17 protein-coding genes are annotated in these 18064 nt (G+C 60.9%); 13 read left to right on the top strand and 4 right to left on the bottom strand.

Annotated features, from left to right (window positions below):
• Positions 1–68 precede the first annotated feature (68 nt).
• Positions 69–797 carry a M12 family metallopeptidase gene (locus J5M57_RS22160; RefSeq protein ID WP_207847299.1) on the top strand — a complete coding sequence of 243 codons (729 nt, stop codon included), beginning with the start codon at positions 69–71 and terminating at the stop codon, positions 795–797.
• A gap of 183 nt (positions 798–980) precedes the next feature.
• Positions 981–1739 (top strand): hypothetical protein, encoded by a 759-nt coding sequence (locus J5M57_RS22155; RefSeq protein WP_207847301.1) that lies wholly within the window; start codon positions 981–983, stop codon positions 1737–1739.
• A 16-nt stretch (positions 1740–1755) separates the two neighbouring features.
• Here the strand turns inward: J5M57_RS22155 and J5M57_RS22150 are convergent, their stop codons facing one another.
• A complete protein-coding gene (locus tag J5M57_RS22150; protein WP_169841220.1) occupies positions 1756–3387 on the bottom strand; it encodes a Na+/H+ antiporter in 1632 nt (543 codons plus the stop codon).
• Between the two features lie 294 nt (positions 3388–3681).
• On the opposite strand from J5M57_RS22150, the gene J5M57_RS22145 reads away from it, so the two are divergent.
• The 4 genes from J5M57_RS22145 to J5M57_RS22130 all read left to right on the top strand — a co-directional run bounded on the left by J5M57_RS22145 (position 3682) and on the right by J5M57_RS22130 (position 6852).
• Entirely contained in the window at positions 3682–4044 is a 363-nt protein-coding gene (locus J5M57_RS22145; RefSeq protein WP_003222107.1) for an ArsC family reductase, read from the top strand.
• Positions 4045–4077: 33 nt separating this feature from the next.
• Positions 4078–5112, top strand: a complete 1035-nt coding sequence (gene dapD, locus J5M57_RS22140) for a 2,3,4,5-tetrahydropyridine-2,6-dicarboxylate N-succinyltransferase (protein ID WP_064586175.1) — start codon at positions 4078–4080, stop codon at positions 5110–5112.
• Between the two features lie 133 nt (positions 5113–5245).
• Positions 5246–6451, top strand: coding sequence for a cysteine desulfurase (locus J5M57_RS22135; RefSeq protein WP_207847303.1), 1206 nt, complete (start codon positions 5246–5248; stop codon positions 6449–6451).
• Positions 6448–6852 (top strand): SufE family protein, encoded by a 405-nt coding sequence (locus tag J5M57_RS22130; protein WP_207847305.1) that lies wholly within the window; start codon positions 6448–6450, stop codon positions 6850–6852. Before J5M57_RS22135 ends, J5M57_RS22130 begins: the two co-directional genes overlap by 4 nt.
• 141 nt (positions 6853–6993) lie before the next feature.
• On the opposite strand, the gene tcdA is transcribed toward J5M57_RS22130, so the two are convergent.
• Positions 6994–7812: a tRNA cyclic N6-threonylcarbamoyladenosine(37) synthase TcdA gene (gene tcdA, locus J5M57_RS22125; protein WP_083366884.1), complete on the bottom strand. Its 819-nt coding sequence runs from the start codon at positions 7810–7812 to the stop codon at positions 6994–6996.
• 381 nt (positions 7813–8193) lie between these two features.
• Between tcdA and J5M57_RS22120 the strand changes: the two genes are divergently transcribed.
• The 4 genes from J5M57_RS22120 (at position 8194) to J5M57_RS22105 (ending at position 13401) form a co-directional block, all read left to right on the top strand.
• The gene (locus J5M57_RS22120) at positions 8194–10782 is read left to right on the top strand and encodes a glycosyltransferase (RefSeq protein ID WP_083366885.1); all 2589 of its coding nucleotides are present in this window, start codon (positions 8194–8196) and stop codon (positions 10780–10782) included.
• Between the two features lie 205 nt (positions 10783–10987).
• Entirely contained in the window at positions 10988–12139 is a 1152-nt protein-coding gene (gene dapE / locus J5M57_RS22115) for a succinyl-diaminopimelate desuccinylase (protein ID WP_207847314.1), read from the top strand.
• Positions 12139–12948, top strand: a complete 810-nt coding sequence (locus tag J5M57_RS22110; protein WP_207847316.1) for a putative RNA methyltransferase — start codon at positions 12139–12141, stop codon at positions 12946–12948. Before dapE ends, J5M57_RS22110 begins: the two co-directional genes overlap by 1 nt.
• 75 nt (positions 12949–13023) lie before the next feature.
• A complete protein-coding gene (locus J5M57_RS22105) occupies positions 13024–13401 on the top strand; it encodes a hypothetical protein (protein WP_207847318.1) in 378 nt (125 codons plus the stop codon).
• Positions 13402–13492: 91 nt separating this feature from the next.
• Here the strand turns inward: J5M57_RS22105 and J5M57_RS22100 are convergent, their stop codons facing one another.
• Positions 13493–13702: a cold-shock protein gene (locus J5M57_RS22100; protein WP_007908870.1), complete on the bottom strand. Its 210-nt coding sequence runs from the start codon at positions 13700–13702 to the stop codon at positions 13493–13495.
• A gap of 237 nt (positions 13703–13939) precedes the next feature.
• Here J5M57_RS22100 and plsB point away from each other — a divergent pair, with 237 nt between their 5' ends.
• From plsB to J5M57_RS22085, 3 genes are all read left to right on the top strand, one after another.
• Complete coding sequence (gene plsB, locus J5M57_RS22095) at positions 13940–16441, top strand: glycerol-3-phosphate 1-O-acyltransferase PlsB (protein WP_207847327.1); 2502 nt, start codon at positions 13940–13942, stop codon at positions 16439–16441.
• A 116-nt stretch (positions 16442–16557) separates the two neighbouring features.
• On the top strand, positions 16558–16956 hold the full coding sequence (locus tag J5M57_RS22090) for a YbaY family lipoprotein (RefSeq protein ID WP_207847329.1): 399 nt from the start codon (positions 16558–16560) through the stop codon (positions 16954–16956).
• 21 nt (positions 16957–16977) lie between these two features.
• Positions 16978–17667 carry a DUF4197 domain-containing protein gene (locus tag J5M57_RS22085; protein ID WP_207847331.1) on the top strand — a complete coding sequence of 230 codons (690 nt, stop codon included), beginning with the start codon at positions 16978–16980 and terminating at the stop codon, positions 17665–17667.
• Between the two features lie 63 nt (positions 17668–17730).
• On the opposite strand, the gene J5M57_RS22080 is transcribed toward J5M57_RS22085, so the two are convergent.
• Positions 17731–18064 (bottom strand): DUF6124 family protein (locus tag J5M57_RS22080; protein WP_207872000.1); only part of this gene is annotated, 334 nt, incomplete at its 5' end.

Genomic DNA, 18064 nt, shown 5'->3' with positions numbered 1-18064 from the left:
AGTCTCGAGTCGCGCATAACGCTGCGCCCGAAAAAACTCAAAATCTTAACTTCAAGGAAGAAGTGAACATGAACAACCTGCTGGATTGCCAACTCATTCAATGGCCCGACGATCAAGCCGCTTACATGGCAGCCATCGATGAAAACCCCGCCAACGCAGATAAAACTACCGGCACACGACGCAAACGCTCAGTCTTTCACTATTCAAAGTTATGGGCCAACGGCCGAACCTTGAGAATCACTTTCATGGACTCACCCCAAGCCGACCACAAGAACAGGATTATCGCGGCGGCGAACCAATGGTTGCCTTACATCAACCTGAAGTTCGAATTCGTCGACGATTTGAAAGGCGACATCCGGATTGCGACCAAGAGCAATGACAACAGCTCAATGCTGGGCACCGATGCACTGTTGATCCACCCCGACCATCCCACCATGACCCTGGGGGTCAAACCGGAACATGAAGACTTTGAAGCGATCGTGATCCACGAGTTCGGCCACGCACTGGGTGCGATGCACGAACATCAGCATCCAAAGGCTAATATTCCGTGGGATAAACCAAAGGTGTACGAATTCTACAAGAACCGTGAAATGAACCCGCTGACCGAGGAGCAGGTCGACATGAACCTGTTCGCCTCCTTCGACACGCTGGACGCGATCTATACCGCCTACGACCGAAAATCAATCATGCATCACCCGGTGGCAAACTCACTGACAGTGGGCAACTGGGAGGTGCCGATCAACCGCCGGATCAGTAGAAAAGACAAACGACTGATGCGATTGCTTTATCCGAAATAAATAACCTACACCGACACACAAAGTTCGCCAGGCGCAACACCTCGCGAACTTTCAATATCACGCAACACAACCCGACTGTGTTCAGTCCGCACTTTCCTTTAACTTCCACCCATCTGTTATCCGGTGCAACTCGCCCGGAATAAACAACAGCCTATTGGATCAACATCAGTACGGACACTCAGCATGAACTCCGCAACACTTTGCCTTACAGAAAAAATGGTTTCGCTACAACATTCCTATGAAGTCGCTATCGCCGAAAACCCGGCAAATGAAAAAACCTCGTCATCCGCTCGTAAAAAACGAGCCGTCGGAAAACACGGTTACTTCTGGGCGCCAGGCCGAACCTTGCGCATCGCGTTCCTGAGTGGCGATCAAGCGTTCAAGGACGCCGTTAAAACCGCGGCCAGCCACTGGCTGCCCCATATCAACCTGACGTTCGATTTTCTCGAAGGCGAGTCAGGTGATATCCGCATCAGCAGCGAACCCGGCATTTACTGGTCGATGATCGGTACCAACGCGCTGTTGGTCGAGGCAGAAGAGCCCACCATGAGGCTGTCTCCGGATCATATGCTCGCCCCGGCATTGTTCACCGCCAATGTCATCCATGAGTTCGGACATGCACTGGGTGCCGAACATGAACATCTGCACCCCGAGTCGAATATCCCCTGGAACAAGCCCGCGGTTTATGCGGCACACGGGGTGGCCGAAGACGCCGACGAGGACGATTACGCGCGCCGATCTATCGATGAACGTTTCTTCAATCTGCTCGACGCCAGCGATTTCGACTATTCGCCTTACGATCCAAAATCGATCATGCATTACGCCGTGCGTCAGAGCTGGACCGTGGGTGAATTCAAGATTGATCTGAATCTGGTGCTCAGTGAAAAGGACAAGGCGTTCATGAGAAAGGCCTACCCCTATCCCGCAGCACAAACGGCGTAACCAGTACGTTGCAGGATTACTTGACCTGCCCCAGATTCGCCTCACTCAAGTCCAGTTCGCCCAGCACTTCCCGCAGCACGTCATCGCCGATCTGGTGCTGACGGCTGAGGCTATACAGCTCCAGGCGCTGCGCCCGCAGTGCCTTCAAACGCAAACGGCGTTCCAGCAGATCCATCTGGAACGCCAGCGCCTGGGCTTCGGCCGAATCGTTGAAGACGTCGAGCTGATGCCGGTACTCGGACATGATCCGCGCCTTCAGTTCCGCCGAAAGCGCGGCCTGCGCAGCGTCCTGCGGGCCGACCTCTTCGGTTTCCAATGCATGAATGGCCGCCTCGGCGGTCTTGCGCCAGGCGTCGCGCACTTCCTGACGGCGCTTGTCGTCCGGACTTTTCTCGATACCGCGCAGCAACAACGGCAAGGCGATGCAGGCGCAGATCAGCGACAGCAGAATCACTCCCGCAGCGATGAAAATCAGCAGATCACGCTCGGGGAACGCCTCGCTGCCCATCAACATCGGCACCGACATCACACCGGCCAGCGTCACCGCCCCGCGCACACCGCCGACGGTCAGCAGCCAGCAGGAGCGGGCCGTGGGCACTTGGGTGAGGGCGCCCTTGCCGCGCCAACGCCGCAGCAACACTGATAGACGCCAGATGCTCTGCACCCAGACAAAGCGCAACAGCACCAACGCCAGGAAAATCGCCACCACGTCGAGGCCGCGATACAACAGCGTCGGCCACAGCGTCGGTTCATGACTGACCACGGCTTTGATGATGTCCGGCAATTGCAGGCCGAGCAGCAGGAAGATCAGACCGTTGAAAGCAAACTCCAGCAATGACCAGACGCTGCGATTGAGCAGGCGGGTGCTGGTCTGCCGGGGCAACAGATCGAGCCAGCTCTGCATCATCCCCGCCGCCACCGCCGAAAGAATGCCTGAAGCCCCCAGGCGCTCGGCCAGCACGTAGGCGGCGAACGGCAGCAGCAACATGAACACCACGTGGGTGGCCGGATCGTCCCAGCCGCGGGCGATCATCCACGCGCGCAAGCGTCCGACCAGCCAGCTCAGCGCCACGCCGACCGCCAGCCCGCCGACCGCCACCAGCACGAACGTCAGGCTCGCATTGGCCAGCGAGAACACCCCGGTCACCGCCGCCACCAAGGCGAACTTGAACGTCACCAGGCCCGACGCATCGTTCATCAGCGCCTCGCCTTGCAGGATGTGCATCAGCGGCGTCGGCAAGCGGTTTTGCGAAATGGCCGAGACCGCCACGGCGTCGGTCGGCGACAGCACGGCAGCGAGTGCGAAGGCCACCGGCAGCGGAATGCTCGGCAACAGCCAGTGAATGAAATACCCGGCGCCGACCACGGTGAACAGTACCAGCCCGACCGCCAGCGTCAGGATCGGGCCGCGCAAATGCCAGAACTCACGCTTGGGCATGCGCCAACCGTCGGAAAACAGCAGCGGCGGCAAGAACAGAAACAGGAACAGTTCGGGGTCCAGCGCCACGTGCAGGCCCAGCGTTGGCCAGGCCAGCAGCGCACCGGCGGCGATTTGCACGAGGGGCAGCGGCAGCGGGATGACCCGGCCGACCAGCCGCGAGACGCTGACCAGCATCAGCAGGATCAGGACGGTATAGGCGGTTTGCATAAAGCGGAAATCTCAGACAATCGACAGCGTTGAACTGCCATATTAGCGGCTTAGGATGCGTCTGGCCGTTGCACCTATGTCGCAGCCCTGTCGCAAATCCCCTTGTAGGAGTGAGCCTGCTCGCGATAACGGTTTAACATTCAACAATGACAGTGGCAGGTAAATCGCCATCGCGAGCAGGCTCACTCCTACAGGGTTTTGCGGTGGGAAATCGACCTCAGGCGCCGCGAAACCGTTTGGTCATGGCATAATCCGACACCATTTTTTTCCAGCACCTGTAAAGGGGGCGATTCCTTGACCGTTTCAAGTAAAACGTTGCACCTTTTCGGCATCAAAGCCTGCGACACCATGAAGAAGGCGCGCACCTGGCTCGATGAACACGCTGTCAGCTACGACTTCCACGATTACAAAACCGCCGGTATCGACCGCGAGCACCTGACCCAATGGTGTGACGAGCACGGCTGGCAAACGGTGTTGAACCGTGCAGGCACGACCTTTCGCAAACTCGACGACGAACGTAAAGCCGATCTCGACCAGTCGAAAGCCATCGAACTGATGCTCGCTCAACCCTCGATGATCAAGCGTCCGGTGCTCGATCTCGGTGACCGAACCCTGATTGGCTTCAAGCCAGACATCTACGCGGCCGCACTCAAGTAAAGCAGCCCGTCACTTATTGCTAGAGGTATTCACATGTCCAAATCCCTGTTCAGCATCGCCTTTGGTGTCGGCACTCAGAACCGTCAAGGCGCGTGGCTGGAAGTGTTCTACGCCCAGCCGCTGCTTAACCCGTCGGACGAACTGGTCGCCGCCGTTGCGCCGATCCTCGGCTACACCGAAGGCAACCAGGCCATCACCTTCACCACCGCGCAGGCTGCGCAACTGGCTGAAGCGGTCAAAGGCATCGACGCCGTTCAAGGCAAGCTGCTGACCCGTCTGGCCGAGAGCCACAAGCCGCTGGTCGCCACCCTGCTGGCAGAAGACGCACAGCTGACCTCGACACCTGAGGCCTACCTCAAGCTGCACCTGCTGTCCCATCGTCTGGTCAAGCCGCACGGCGTGAGCCTGGCCGGGATCTTCCCGCTGCTGCCGAACGTCGCCTGGACCAGCCAGGGCGCGATCGACCTGAGCGAACTGGCCGAACTGCAACTGGAAGCCCGTCTGCGCGGCGAGTTGCTGGAAGTGTTCTCGGTGGACAAGTTCCCGAAAATGACCGACTACGTGGTGCCGGCCGGCGTGCGTATTGCTGACGCTGCACGTCTGCGTCTGGGTGCCTACGTGGGCGAAGGCACCACCGTGATGCACGAAGGCTTCATCAACTTCAACGCCGGCACCGAAGGCCCGGGCATGATCGAAGGCCGCGTTTCCGCTGGCGTATTCGTTGGCAAGGGTTCGGACCTGGGCGGCGGCTGCTCGACCATGGGCACCCTGTCGGGTGGCGGTAACATCGTGATCAAGGTTGGCGAAGGCTGCCTGATCGGCGCCAACGCCGGTATCGGTATTCCGTTGGGCGACCGCAACACCGTCGAGTCGGGCCTGTACGTGACCGCCGGCACCAAGGTGGCGCTGCTGGACGAGCACAACAATCTGGTCAAGGTGGTGAAGGCCCGCGAGCTGGCCGGTCAGACTGACCTGCTGTTCCGTCGCAATTCGGAAACCGGTGCCGTGGAGTGCAAAACCCACAAATCGGCGATCGAGCTGAACGAAGCGCTGCACGCTCACAACTAAGCGTTAAACGATTTACTGTAGGAGCGAGCCTGCTCGCGATGCTTTTTGGCGTCCTCACGGGCGCCATCGCGAGCGGGCTCACTCCTACAGGGTTTGGCGTACATCCCGCCCCTCTTCACCAGGGCTAAAAACTGTGATGATTCCCTCCCCCTGGCGCGCCGATTTTCCGGCCATCGCCGCTCTGCAACGGCAAGACCAGACCTATCTGGACAACGCCGCCACCACGCAAAAACCGCAAGCCCTGCTTGACGCACTGACCCATTACTACGCCAACGGCGCGGCCAATGTGCATCGTGCGCAACACCTGCCCGGGGCTCACGCGACACAGGCGTTCGAAGACAGTCGGCTCAAGGTTGCCCAGTGGCTCAATGCCGGTGACAGCGGGCAAATCATCTTCACCCACGGCGCCACCAGTGCGCTGAATCTCCTGGCGTATGGCCTGGAACATCTTTTCCATCCGGGCGATGAAATTGTCATCAGCGCCCTGGAGCATCACGCCAACCTGCTGCCGTGGCAGCAACTGGCGCAACGTCGCGACCTGAAACTGGTGATCCTGCCGCTGGACGCCGACGGCGTGATCGACCTCGGCGCCGCCGCAGGCCTGATCGGTCCACGCACCCGCTTGCTGGCGGTCAGTCAGTTGTCCAACGTGCTCGGTGCTTGGCAACCGCTGCCGGCGCTGCTGGCGATGGCCAAGGCGCAGAACGCGCTGACCGTGGTCGATGGCGCGCAAGGTGTGGTGCACGGTCGCCACGATGTGCAGGCGCTGAGTTGCGACTTCTATGTATTTTCCAGCCACAAGCTGTACGGCCCCGATGGCCTCGGCGTGCTGTTCGGGCGCAACGAGGCGCTCGAGCAACTGAAACCGTGGCAGTTCGGCGGCGAAATGGTGCTGGAAGCCAATTATCACGATTCACGCTTCCGCCCTGCCCCGCTGGGTTTCGAGGCGGGTACGCCGCCGATTGCCAGCGTAATCGGCCTCGGGGCGACCCTCGACTATCTGGCCGGGCTGGATCAGGACGCGGTGTCGGCCCATGAAGCGGCACTGCACGACTATCTGCTGCAAGGCCTCGCCGCCCGCAATGGCATTCGCCTGCTGGGCAAGCCGCAACTGGCGCTGGCGAGTTTTGTCGTCGAGGGTGTGCACAACGCCGACCTGGCGCACCTGCTGACCGAGCAAGGCATCGCCGTGCGCGCCGGGCACCACTGCGCCATGCCGTTGCTGAAAAGCTTCGAACTGGCCGGGGCGATTCGGGTGTCGCTGGCGCTGTACAACGATTCCGAGGATCTGGAGCGTTTCTTTGAAGCGCTGGATCAGGCCTTGGAGTTGTTGCGATGAGCCTGCCGCTGGCCGCTGCCGAAGCGCTGCAGACCTTTCAGAACGCTGCCGGTTGGGAACAACGGGCGCGATTGCTGATGCAGTTCGGTGATCGTCTGCCGCCGCTGGACGATGCGGATAAAAACGACGCCAACCGCGTGCATGGTTGTGAAAGCCAAGTGTGGCTGGTGGGCTCGCTGAATGACGGCCACTGGCAGTTTTCGGCAAGCAGTGATGCACGGATGATTCGCGGGTTGGTGGCGCTGCTGTTGCTGCGGGTTAATGGCCTGAGCGCTGCTGAATTGCAGCAAGTGGATCTGCCGGACTGGTTCAATCAGCTGGGGCTGTCGCGGCAGTTGTCGCCGTCGCGCAGCAATGGCTTGAATGCCGTGCTCAAGCGGATGAATGAGCTGGCAGGTTAACCCTGTGGCGAGGGGATTTATCCCCGATGGCTGCAAGGCGGCCCCAAAATCTACACATGCGGTCTGCCTGACACTCCGAGGAAGCAGATCTGGGGGCGCTTCGCACCCCATCGGGGATAAATCCCCTCGCCACAAGATTTGCTAGCTAGTCGGTTTAATGCGATCCGCCGGGCGCCGAACACCCGCCACAATCTTGTCCACCGCTTTGGTCGCCGCGACCATGCCGAACGTTGCCGTGACCATCATCACCGCGCCAAACCCGCCGGCGCAGTCGAGTTTCACGCCATCGCCGACAAAACTCTTCTGCAAACAGATGCTGCCGTCCGGTTTCGGATAGCGCAGCTGTTCGGTGGAGAACACGCACGGCACGCTGTAATGGCGAGTCACGGTGCGTGAGAAACCGTAGTCACGACGCAGGGTCGAACGCACTTTCGAGGCCAGTGGATCGTTGAAGGTACGGTTCAGATCGCACACTTGAATCAGCGTCGGATCGATCTGCCCGCCGGCGCCGCCGGTGGTGATGATCTGGATCTTGCGGCGCTTGCACCAGGCGATCAGCGCAGCCTTGGCGTTGACCGCGTCGATGCAGTCGATCACGCAGTCGATGTCTGGGGTGATGTATTCGGCCATCGTGTCGCGGGTGACGAAGTCGGCCACCGCGTGCACCGTGCAATCCGGGTTGATCCCGCGCAGGCGCTCGGCCATTACCTCGACCTTGGGTTTGCCGACGGTGCTGTCCAGCGCATGCAACTGGCGGTTGGCGTTGCTGACGCAGACGTCGTCCAGATCAAACAGCGAAATCTCGCCCACGCCGCAGCGGGCCATGGCTTCCGCCGCCCAGGAACCGACGCCACCGACGCCGACAATCGCCACATGGGCCGCACGCAGGCGCTCGAGGCCCTCGATGCCATACAAACGGGCGATGCCTGCAAACCGTGGATCTTCTGTACTCATGACCATTACCCCAAAAACCGGCGCGCATTATAGGGCCGTCGGCAGCCAAGAGCATCTTTGATGCTATGAACGGTGAACGCAGACGTTTTGCACAAACCTTGTGGCGAGGGAGCTTGCTCCCGCTGGGTCGCGAAGCGGCCCTCAAAAAGCGGCCTGCTTCGCAGTCCAGCGGGCGCAAGCTCCCTCGCCACAGGAAATTGATGCCACACTGAACAAAGTTTTCTCTTACAAGCTGTTACTAAAGAACTTAAATCAGGTTGGACTGCCCAACGTCCGGCATTTCCCTGTCTGGTGTACGAGCAGTGAACTGCCGGTGTAGGATTCGCGCCCTTTTGGCGTAAGCCGATCCGTTCCTTCGTTCCACAGCCTTTGGAACCCGAAATAGCTATGTCATCGCGTAAATTTGGTCTCAACCTGGTGGTGGTTCTGGCAATCGCCGCCCTGTTCACCGGTTTCTGGGCGCTGATCAACCGCCCGGTCTCCGCGCCCGACTGGCCGGAGCAGATCTCCGGTTTCTCCTATTCGCCATTCCAGCAGGGACAATTCCCACAGAAGGATCAGTATCCGACTGACGATGAAATGCGCCGCGACCTGGAGATCATGAGCAAGCTGACGGACAACATCCGCATCTACTCGGTCGACGGTTCGCTGCAGGACATCCCGAAACTGGCGGAAGAGTTCGGTCTTCGCGTAACCCTCGGGATCTGGATCAGCCCCGATCAGGAACGCAACGAGCGGGAAATCCAGCGCGCCATCGAATTGGCCAACACTTCGCGCAGCGTGGTTCGCGTAGTGGTCGGCAACGAGGCGATCTTCCGCAAGGAAATCACCGCCGAACAACTGAGCGTGCTGTTGGATCGGGTACGCGCAGCTGTGAAAGTGCCGGTGACCACCTCCGAGCAGTGGCACGTCTGGGAAGAACACCCGGAACTGGCCAAGCACGTCGACCTGATCGCTGCGCACGTGCTGCCTTACTGGGAATTCATCCCCGTCGACAAGGCCGGGCAGTTCGTCTTCGACCGTGCCCGCGACCTGAAAAAGATGTTCCCTAAAAAGCCGCTGCTGCTGTCCGAAGTCGGCTGGCCGAGCAACGGCCGCATGCGCGGTGGTGCCGATGCCTCACCGGCGGATCAGGCGATCTACCTGCGCACCCTGGTCAACAAACTCAACCGTCAGGGCTTCAACTACTTCGTGATCGAAGCCTTCGATCAGCCGTGGAAGGCCAGTGACGAAGGTTCGGTGGGCGCGTATTGGGGCGTGTTCAACGCCGCGCGCCAGCAGAAATTCAACTTCGAAGGCCCGGTGGTAGCGATCCCGCAATGGCGCGTGCTGGCCATCGGTTCGGTAGTGCTGGCGCTGCTGTCGCTGACCCTGCTGATGATCGACGGCTCGGCCCTGCGTCAGCGTGGCCGTACCTTCCTGACCTTTATCGCGTTCCTCTGCGGTTCGGTGCTGGTGTGGATCGGTTACGACTACAGTCAGCAATACAGCACGTGGTTCAGCTTGACGGTGGGTTTCCTCCTGGCGCTGGGTGCCCTCGGGGTGTTCATCGTGTTGCTGACCGAGGCGCATGAACTGGCCGAAGCGGTGTGGATTCACAAGCGTCGACGTGAATTCCTGCCGGTGATCGGCGATTCGGACTACCGGCCGAAAGTCTCGATTCACGTGCCCTGCTACAACGAGCCGCCGGACATGGTCAAACAGACCCTAGACGCCCTGGCTGCTCTCGATTACCCGGACTATGAAGTCCTGATCATCGACAACAACACCAAAGACCCGGCCGTGTGGGAGCCGGTGCGCGACTACTGCGCCACCCTCGGCCCGCGCTTCAAGTTCTTCCACGTTGCGCCATTGGCAGGGTTCAAGGGCGGCGCGCTGAACTACCTGATTCCGCACACCGCCAAGGACGCCGAAGTCATTGCCGTCATCGACTCTGACTATTGCGTGCACCCGAACTGGCTCAAGCACATGGTGCCGCACTTCGCCGATCCGAAAATCGCCGTGGTGCAGTCGCCGCAGGATTATCGCGACCAGAACGAAAGCACCTTCAAGAAGCTCTGCTACGCCGAATACAAAGGCTTCTTCCATATCGGCATGGTCACCCGCAACGACCGTGACGCGATCATCCAGCACGGCACCATGACCATGACCCGCCGTTCGGTTCTGGAAGAACTGGGCTGGGCCGACTGGTGCATCTGTGAAGACGCCGAACTGGGTCTGCGCGTGTTCGAAAAAGGTTTGTCGGCGGCGTATTACCACGACAGTTATGGCAAGGGTCTGATGCCGGACACCTTCATCGACTTCAAGAAACAGCGTTTCCGCTGGGCCTACGGCGCGATCCAGATCATCAAGCGTCACACCCGCAGCCTGCTGCGTGGCAAGGACACCGAGCTGACCCGTGGCCAGCGTTACCACTTCCTCGCGGGCTGGCTGCCGTGGGTCGCGGACGGCATGAACATCTTCTTCACCGTCGGCGCACTGTTGTGGTCGGCGGCGATGATCATCGTGCCGCAACGGGTCGATCCGCCACTGCTGATCTTCGCAATCCCGCCATTGGCGCTGTTCGTGTTCAAGGTCGGCAAGATCATCTTCCTGTACCGTCGCGCCGTCGGCGTGAACCTCAAGGATGCGTTCTGCGCGGCGCTGGCCGGCCTGGCGTTGTCGCACACCATCGCCAAAGCGGTGCTGTACGGCTTCTTCACCAGCAGCATTCCGTTCTTCCGCACGCCGAAAAACGCCGACAACCACGGCTTCTGGGTGGCGATTTCCGAAGCCCGGGAAGAGCTGTTCATCATGCTGCTGTTGTGGGGCGCGGCGCTGGGGATCTACCTGGTGCAAGGCATTCCGAGCAACGACATGCGCTTCTGGGTGGCGATGCTGCTGGTGCAATCGCTGCCGTACGTCGCGGCGCTGATCATGGCGTTTCTCTCGTCGCTGCCAAAACCGGCGCCGGAGCCTGAAGCGGCCGCCGCTTGATCAGTTATTGTTGAACGTCAAACGGCGGCCTTCGGGTCGCCGTTTTGCATTAGAATGGTTGCCTTTTTCAATGCCAACACATCCTGTAGGAGTTGCCGCAGGCTGCGATCTTTTGATCTTGCTGTAGATTCTAAAAAACAAAATCAAAAGATCGCAGCCTGCGGCAGCTCCTACAGGTTTACCGTGCGCACCCCGGAGTTATTACATGACGGCCCACGCCGACCTTTCGCCGACCCTCCAACTCGCCATCGACCTGATCCGCCGTCCGTCCGTGACGCCGGTCGACGCCGATTGCCAGAAGCAGATGATGCAGCGCCTGGGCGATGCCGGTTTCACCCTCGAGCCGATGCGCATCGAAGACGTGGACAACTTCTGGGCCACCCACGGTAACGGCGACGGCCCGGTGCTGTGCTTCGCCGGCCACACCGACGTGGTGCCGACCGGTCCGGTGACGGCCTGGCAGATCGACCCGTTCAACGCCGTCATCGACGAGCACGGCATGCTCTGCGGCCGTGGAGCGGCCGACATGAAAGGCAGCCTGGCGTCGATGACCGTGGCCGCCGAACGTTTCGTCGCCGACTACCCGAACCACAAAGGCAAGGTCGCCTTCCTGATCACCAGTGACGAAGAAGGCCCGGCGCACCACGGCACCAAGGCTGTGGTTGAACGTCTGGCGGCGCGCAACGAGCGTCTGGACTGGTGCATCGTTGGCGAACCGTCGAGCACCACGCTGGTCGGTGACGTGGTGAAGAACGGTCGGCGCGGCTCCCTCGGGGCCAAGCTCACCGTGCGCGGTATTCAGGGTCACGTGGCCTACCCGCACCTGGCGAAGAACCCGATCCACCTCGCCGCTCCGGCACTGGCCGAACTGGCCGCCGAGCACTGGGACCACGGCAACGATTTCTTCCCGCCGACCAGTTTCCAGATCTCCAACGTCAACTCCGGCACCGGCGCGACCAACGTGATTCCGGGGGATCTGGTGGCGGTGTTCAACTTCCGCTTCTCCACCGAATCCACCGTCGAAGGCCTGCAGAAGCGCGTGGCCGACATCCTCGACAAGCACGGCCTGGACTGGCACATCGACTGGGCGCTGTCCGGCCTGCCGTTCCTCACCGAGCCGGGCGCGCTGCTCGACGCGGTGTCGTCGAGCATCCGCGACATCACCGGCCGCGAGACCAAGGCGTCGACCAGCGGCGGCACGTCCGATGGCCGTTTCATCGCGACCATGGGCACCCAAGTGGTTGAACTGGGCCCGGTCAACGCGACCATTCACCAGGTCAACGAACGCGTACTGGCGGCCGATCTCGACGTGCTGACCGAGATCTACTACCAGACCCTGATCAAGTTGCTCGCCTGATGCTCGCGTGCCCGATCTGCAGTGAACCGCTGAACAGCGTGGACAACGGCGTGGTCTGCCCCGCCGGCCACCGCTTCGACCGTGCGCGCCAGGGTTACCTGAACCTGTTGCCGGTGCAGCACAAGAACAGCCGCGACCCTGGCGACAATCAGGCGATGGTCGAAGCGCGCCGCGACTTCCTGAATGCCGGGCATTACGCGCCGGTGGCCAAACGTCTGGCCGAGCTGGCGGCGGGTTATGCGCCGGCACGCTGGGTCGACATCGGCTGTGGCGAGGGTTACTACACCGCGCAAATCTCCGAGGCCTTGCCGGATGCCGATGGCTACGCGCTGGACATCTCCCGCGAGGCGGTCAAACGCGCGTGCAAGCGCAACCCGGCGCTGACCTGGTTGATTGCCAGCATGGCCCGCGTGCCGTTGGCATCGGGCAGTTGCCAGTTTCTCGCCAGCGTTTTCAGTCCGCTGGACTGGCAAGAAGCCAAGCGTCTGCTCAGCGTCGGCGGCGGCCTGATGAAGGTCGGCCCGACCAGCGGCCACCTGATGGAGCTGCGCGAACGCCTGTACGACGAAGTGCGCGAATACACCGACGACAAGCATCTGGCCCTGGTGCCCGAAGGCATGGCGCTGGCGCACAGCGAAACCCTGGAATTCAAGCTGACGCTGGACCAGCCCGAGGATCGCGCCAACCTGTTGGCGATGACCCCCCACGGCTGGCGCGCCAGTGCCGAACGCCGCGCCGCGGTGATCGAACAGGCCGAGCCGTTCGTGACCACCGTGTCGATGCGCTACGATTATTTCGTTCTTCAATAACTTATGGTCTCGGGCGAGTGCCCGGGGCCGGCTAAATCCGCGAATGGATTTTTCAGACCCGCAGTGAGGACATCCATGCGCCAACCGGATATCGAGATTTACCTGAAAGACGCCGACGTCGACCACAAGGCGATTTCCGCCTGGCTCGACGAAGCACTGGGCCCGTGCAGCGACTGGGTACAGAAAGGCCAGACCTGGAAGTGCAAGGCCGGCAACATCCCGGTGACCTGGCTGCCGAAAGCCGTGGGCAAGTGGAACAGCCTGTATCTGGAAAGCGATGCGACCCCATGGGACGACGACATCGCCTGCGCCCGCGCCGCGTTTGCCGCGCTGAACGTGGAAGTGCGCTGCGCACCGGGGACGTGGGTCGAGGAAGAAGGTGAAGAGACGGCGGATCGCTGGATTCGCATCAGCGCCGACGGTGAAGAAGAGATCACCTGGAAGACCGCCTAAAAGCAAAAGATCGCAGCCTCCGGCAGCTCCTACAGGGTCATATGTACACCTGTAGGAGCTGCCGAAGGCTGCGATCTTTTGATCTTCAAGGTTACAGGCCTACAACATCCTCAGCCTGCAAACCCTTCTCGCCGGTAATCACCGCGTACTCGACCTGCTGCCCCTCGGTCAGCGACCGATGCCCTTCACCGCGAATCGCGCGGTAGTGCACGAACACGTCCACCCCGTCCTCGCGCTGAATGAAGCCGTAGCCCTTGGCGTCGTTGAACCACTTCACATTGCCGGTTTCACGTGTTGCCATCTGTTCATACTCCTTTTTTATTATTGAACAGGCTTTTCGCAGGAAAGCCTTTGCGGAACGTCAGACTGCGTCCGACGTCCATAAAGGGCCCCGGCGACAGATTGCCGAGTATATGACAGGCACGAAAACTCTCAACAGGAGTTTACTTCGCCGCTTTTTTGCCGATTTTCGGCGAATACGGCAAACTGTCGACCGCCCGAGCAGTTGCTCGGTTTTATTCACTCACGCAGAAGCCGTATGACCCGTTCCCCGTTCCGCCGTCTTGTGTTTGGCACCTTGCGCCGACTGTTGTACCTCTGGGTTCGCTCCGAGACGATCAACCAGTCGTCGCTCACCCTCAACCTCGACCGCAGTCGTCCGGTGTTCTACGTCCTGCAAAACCCCTCGCTCACCGATCTGGCGGTGGTCGACACCGAGTGCACCAAGGCCGGCCTGCCACGTCCGGTGCTGCCGGTGTCGGTGGGTTCGCTGATCGAGCCGGCGGCGTTCTTCTACCTGACGCCGGACCCGGACTGGCTCGGCCGTCAGGACAAGCGCGGTGCGCCGCCGACCCTGACCCGACTGGTCAGCGCCCTGACGCAAAACGCTGCCGAAGACGCGCAGATCATTCCGGTCAGCGTGTTCTGGGGCCAGTCGCCGGACAGCGAAAACAGCCCATGGAAGCTGTTGTTCGCCGACAGTTGGGCGGTCACCGGGCGCCTGCGCCGGCTGCTGAGCATCATTGTCCTCGGGCGTAAAACCCGTGTGCAGTTCTCGGCACCGATCCACCTGCGCGAACTGATCGAGCACAACAAGGGCCACGAACGCACGGTGCGCATGGCCCAGCGCATCCTGCGTGTGCACTTCCGCAACCTGAAGGCGGCGGTCATCGGCCCGGACATCTCGCACCGACGCAATCTGGTCAAGGGCCTGCTCAACCAGCCACTGGTCAAGCAAGCGATCCTCGAGGAAGCCGAGCGCGAGAACATCTCCCCGGAAAAAGCCAAGGCCCAGGCGTTGCGCTACGGCAACGAGATCGCCTCGGACTACACCTACACCGCGATCCGCTTTCTTGAAGTGGTGCTGAGCTGGTTCTGGAATAAAATCTACGACGGAATCAAGGTCAACCACATCGAAGGCGTGCAGCAGGTCACCCAGGGTCACGAAGTGATCTACGTGCCGTGCCACCGCAGCCACATCGACTACCTGCTGCTCTCGTACTTGCTGTTCCGCAACGGCCTGACCCCGCCGCACATCGCCGCCGGGATCAACCTGAACATGCCGGTGATCGGCAGCCTGCTGCGCCGTGGCGGCGCGTTCTTCATGCGTCGCACGTTCAAGGGCAATCCGCTGTACACCTCGGTGTTCAACGAATACCTGCACACGCTGTTCACCAAAGGTTTCCCGGTCGAGTACTTCGTCGAGGGCGGCCGCTCGCGCACCGGGCGCATGCTGCAACCGAAAACCGGCATGCTCGCCATCACGATGCGCAGCTTCCTGCGTTCGTCGCGGATGCCGATCGTCTTTGTACCGGTGTACATCGGTTATGAGCGCGTGCTGGAAGGTCGCACCTACCTCGGCGAACTGCGCGGCGCGAGCAAGAAGAAAGAGTCGATCTTCGACATCTTCAAAGTCATCGGCGCGCTCAAGCAGCGTTTCGGCCAGGTCGCGGTGAACTTCGGCGAGCCAATCAAACTCGCAGAATTCCTCGACAGCGAACAGCCGGGCTGGCGCCAGCAGGAACTCGGCCCGCAGTACAAACCGGCATGGCTCAACGAGACCACCAACCGCCTCGGCGAGAAAGTCGCGCAGCACCTGAACGAAGCGGCGGCGATCAACCCGGTCAACCTGGTGGCGCTGGCGCTGCTCTCGACCACCCGCCTGGCGCTGGACGACCGCGCCATGGCGCGAGTACTGGATCTGTACCTGGCGCTGCTGCGCAAAGTCCCGTATTCGCCGCACACCACATTGCCGGAAGGCGATGGCCGCGCGCTGATCGAGCATGTGAAGGACATGGACCTGCTCGCCGAGCAGAACGATGCGCTGGGCAAGATTCTCTATCTGGACGAGCAGAACGCCGTCCTGATGACCTACTACCGCAACAACGTGCTGCACATCTTCGCGTTGCCGGCACTGCTGGCGAGCTTCTTCCAGAGCACCTCGCGCATGAGCCGCGAACAGATCCTGCGCTACACCCGCGCGTTGTATCCGTACCTGCAGGCGGAGCTGTTCATTCGCTGGAGCCTGGACGAACTCGACGCGGTGGTCGATCAATGGCTGGAAGCCTTCGTCGAGCAAGGCCTGCTGCGGTTCGAGAAGGAGGTGTACCTGCGCCCCGCGCCGAGTTCGCGACACTTTGTGCTGCTGACCCTGCTGTCGAAAAGCATCGCGCAGACCCTGCAGCGCTTCTACATGACCGTCTCGCTGCTGCTCAACGCCGGGCAGAACAGCATCAGCGCCGAAGAACTGGAAGACCTGTGCACGGTCATGGCCCAGCGCCTGTCGATCCTGCACGGCCTGAATGCCCCGGAGTTCTTCGACAAGAGCCTGTTCCGCCACTTCATCCAGACCCTGCTCGACCTCGACGTGCTGCGTCGCGACGAAGCCGGCAAGCTGAGCTACCACGAACTGCTCGGCGAACTGGCCGAGGGCGCGGCCAAACGCGTGTTGCCGGCGGATATTCGCTTGTCGATTCGACAGGTGGCGTTGCATCGCAGTGAAGATGCGGCGGATCAACCGGCCATACAGCCCCAAGCCTGATGAAAACCTAGAGGGAGCGAGCTTGCTCGCGAAAGCGTCGTGTCAGTCGGCATCACTGTCGTCTGACACACTGCTATCGCGAGCAGGCTCGCTCCTACAATTGAATGGAGAACACTATGAAAAAACTGACTCTGCTTGCCGCCGCCACGCTGCTCAGCGCCTGCCAGTCGACCCCCCCCGCCGGCAAAGTCGGCCTCGACGGCGAAGTGTTCTACCTGCAGCGCATTGCCCTGCCACCAAGCGCAACCCTCAGCGTGAGCCTGCAGGACGTCTCGCTGGCCGACGCCCCGGCCGTGGTGCTCGACGAACAGAAAGGCCCGGTCAAAGGCCAGGTGCCGCTGCCGTTCCATTTGAGCTACGATCCGGCGCAGGTCAAACCCGGCCACCGCTACTCGGTCAGCGCGCGCATCGAAGTCAACGGCGAGCTGATGTTCATCACCACCGAAAACCACGCCGTGCAACTGGACGGCAACGATCCGCAGCCGCTGAAAATCCGCGTCGACGCGATTCGCTAATTGTCTATCAAGGAAGCCGCCATGTTCCGCCCTACCCTTCGCTTCGCCGGCCTGTGCGCGGGCTTGCTGATCTCCGCCAACGTGCTCGCGCTGTCGCTCAGCGACCTGTCGCAACAAGACGCTACCGGCGGTCTCAAGGACGCCCTGACCCAAGGCGCGCAACTGGCCGTCAAACAACTGGGCACCCCGGGTGGCTTCAGCAACAACCCGGAGGTGAAAATCGAACTGCCGGGCAAACTCGGTAAAGCCGCCAGCAAAATGAAAGCCTTCGGCATGGGCGCCCAGGTCGAAGAACTGGAAACCGCGATGAACAAGGCTGCGGAAAACGCCGTGACCCAGGCCCAGCCAATCCTCGTCGACGCCGTGAAAAAAATGACCGTGGCCGACGCCAAAGGCATCCTTAGCGGCGGCAACGACTCGGCCACCCAATACCTGGACAAAACCAGCCGCGAACAGATCCGCGCCAAGTTCCTGCCGATCGTCAAACAAGCCACCGACAAGATTGGCGTAGCACAAAAGTACAACAGCTTCGCCGGCCAGGCCGCGACCTTTGGCGTGGTGGACGCAAAGAGCGCCAACGTCGAAAACTACGTCACCGAACAAGCGCTGAACGGCCTGTTCGAAATGATCGGCAAACAAGAAGAAACCCTTCGCAAGAACCCGGCCGCAGCGGCGACTGGCCTTGCCAAGAAAGTGTTCGGCACATTGTAATTTTTGCCGCTGCACGCAAAAGCCCGCTGAACCTGTGAAGGTCAGCGGGCTTTTTATTGCTTGTCAGCCTTGCGGATCGACTTGATCGAGGACGCGATTCACCGACAGCTCAGCGAGCGAAATCATCTGCTGGATGCCAAGCAACTGACTGCACGTCGGACCGCTCAAGGTAAACGCCAACTCAGCGGCCATGACATTGGCTGAGGCGAGTGTTTCACAGGCATGGGCCAGCAGGGTTTCGGAATCGACTTCAGGGATGACGGTGAAGATTGTGCTGGGATGGCCGACGGGTTTTGTCGGTTTATCCGCAGGCTTCAGGTAGTGATCAAGGGCACGCAGGGCCGCATCGTGAAGCTTTCTTGAATCGAGGAAGGCATAGGGGGAAACGGGGTCGGTG

The sequence above is a fragment of the Pseudomonas sp. 86_A genome, assembly GCF_017491705.1.
In the GTDB taxonomy this organism is placed as follows: domain Bacteria; phylum Pseudomonadota; class Gammaproteobacteria; order Pseudomonadales; family Pseudomonadaceae; genus Aquipseudomonas; species Aquipseudomonas koreensis.
The sequence above is the reverse complement of the archived record's forward strand: the minus strand, read 5'-3'. Positions and strand labels throughout refer to the sequence as shown.

Excerpts from the sequence above, each read along its gene's own strand:
- J5M57_RS22160 (WP_207847299.1), top strand. The coding sequence starts at position 69 with ATGAACAACCTGCTGGATTGCCAACTCATTCAATGGCCCGACGATCAA.
- J5M57_RS22155 (WP_207847301.1), top strand. The coding sequence starts at position 981 with ATGAACTCCGCAACACTTTGCCTTACAGAAAAAATGGTTTCGCTACAA.
- J5M57_RS22150 (WP_169841220.1), bottom strand. The coding sequence starts at position 3,387 with ATGCAAACCGCCTATACCGTCCTGATCCTGCTGATGCTGGTCAGCGTC.
- dapD (WP_064586175.1), top strand. The coding sequence starts at position 4,078 with ATGTCCAAATCCCTGTTCAGCATCGCCTTTGGTGTCGGCACTCAGAAC.
- J5M57_RS22130 (WP_207847305.1), top strand. The coding sequence starts at position 6,448 with ATGAGCCTGCCGCTGGCCGCTGCCGAAGCGCTGCAGACCTTTCAGAAC.
- tcdA (WP_083366884.1), bottom strand. The coding sequence starts at position 7,812 with ATGGTCATGAGTACAGAAGATCCACGGTTTGCAGGCATCGCCCGTTTG.
- J5M57_RS22120 (WP_083366885.1), top strand. The coding sequence starts at position 8,194 with ATGTCATCGCGTAAATTTGGTCTCAACCTGGTGGTGGTTCTGGCAATC.
- dapE (WP_207847314.1), top strand. The coding sequence starts at position 10,988 with ATGACGGCCCACGCCGACCTTTCGCCGACCCTCCAACTCGCCATCGAC.
- J5M57_RS22110 (WP_207847316.1), top strand. The coding sequence starts at position 12,139 with ATGCTCGCGTGCCCGATCTGCAGTGAACCGCTGAACAGCGTGGACAAC.
- J5M57_RS22105 (WP_207847318.1), top strand. The coding sequence starts at position 13,024 with ATGCGCCAACCGGATATCGAGATTTACCTGAAAGACGCCGACGTCGAC.
- J5M57_RS22100 (WP_007908870.1), bottom strand. The coding sequence starts at position 13,702 with ATGGCAACACGTGAAACCGGCAATGTGAAGTGGTTCAACGACGCCAAG.
- plsB (WP_207847327.1), top strand. The coding sequence starts at position 13,940 with ATGACCCGTTCCCCGTTCCGCCGTCTTGTGTTTGGCACCTTGCGCCGA.
- J5M57_RS22090 (WP_207847329.1), top strand. The coding sequence starts at position 16,558 with ATGAAAAAACTGACTCTGCTTGCCGCCGCCACGCTGCTCAGCGCCTGC.
- J5M57_RS22085 (WP_207847331.1), top strand. The coding sequence starts at position 16,978 with ATGTTCCGCCCTACCCTTCGCTTCGCCGGCCTGTGCGCGGGCTTGCTG.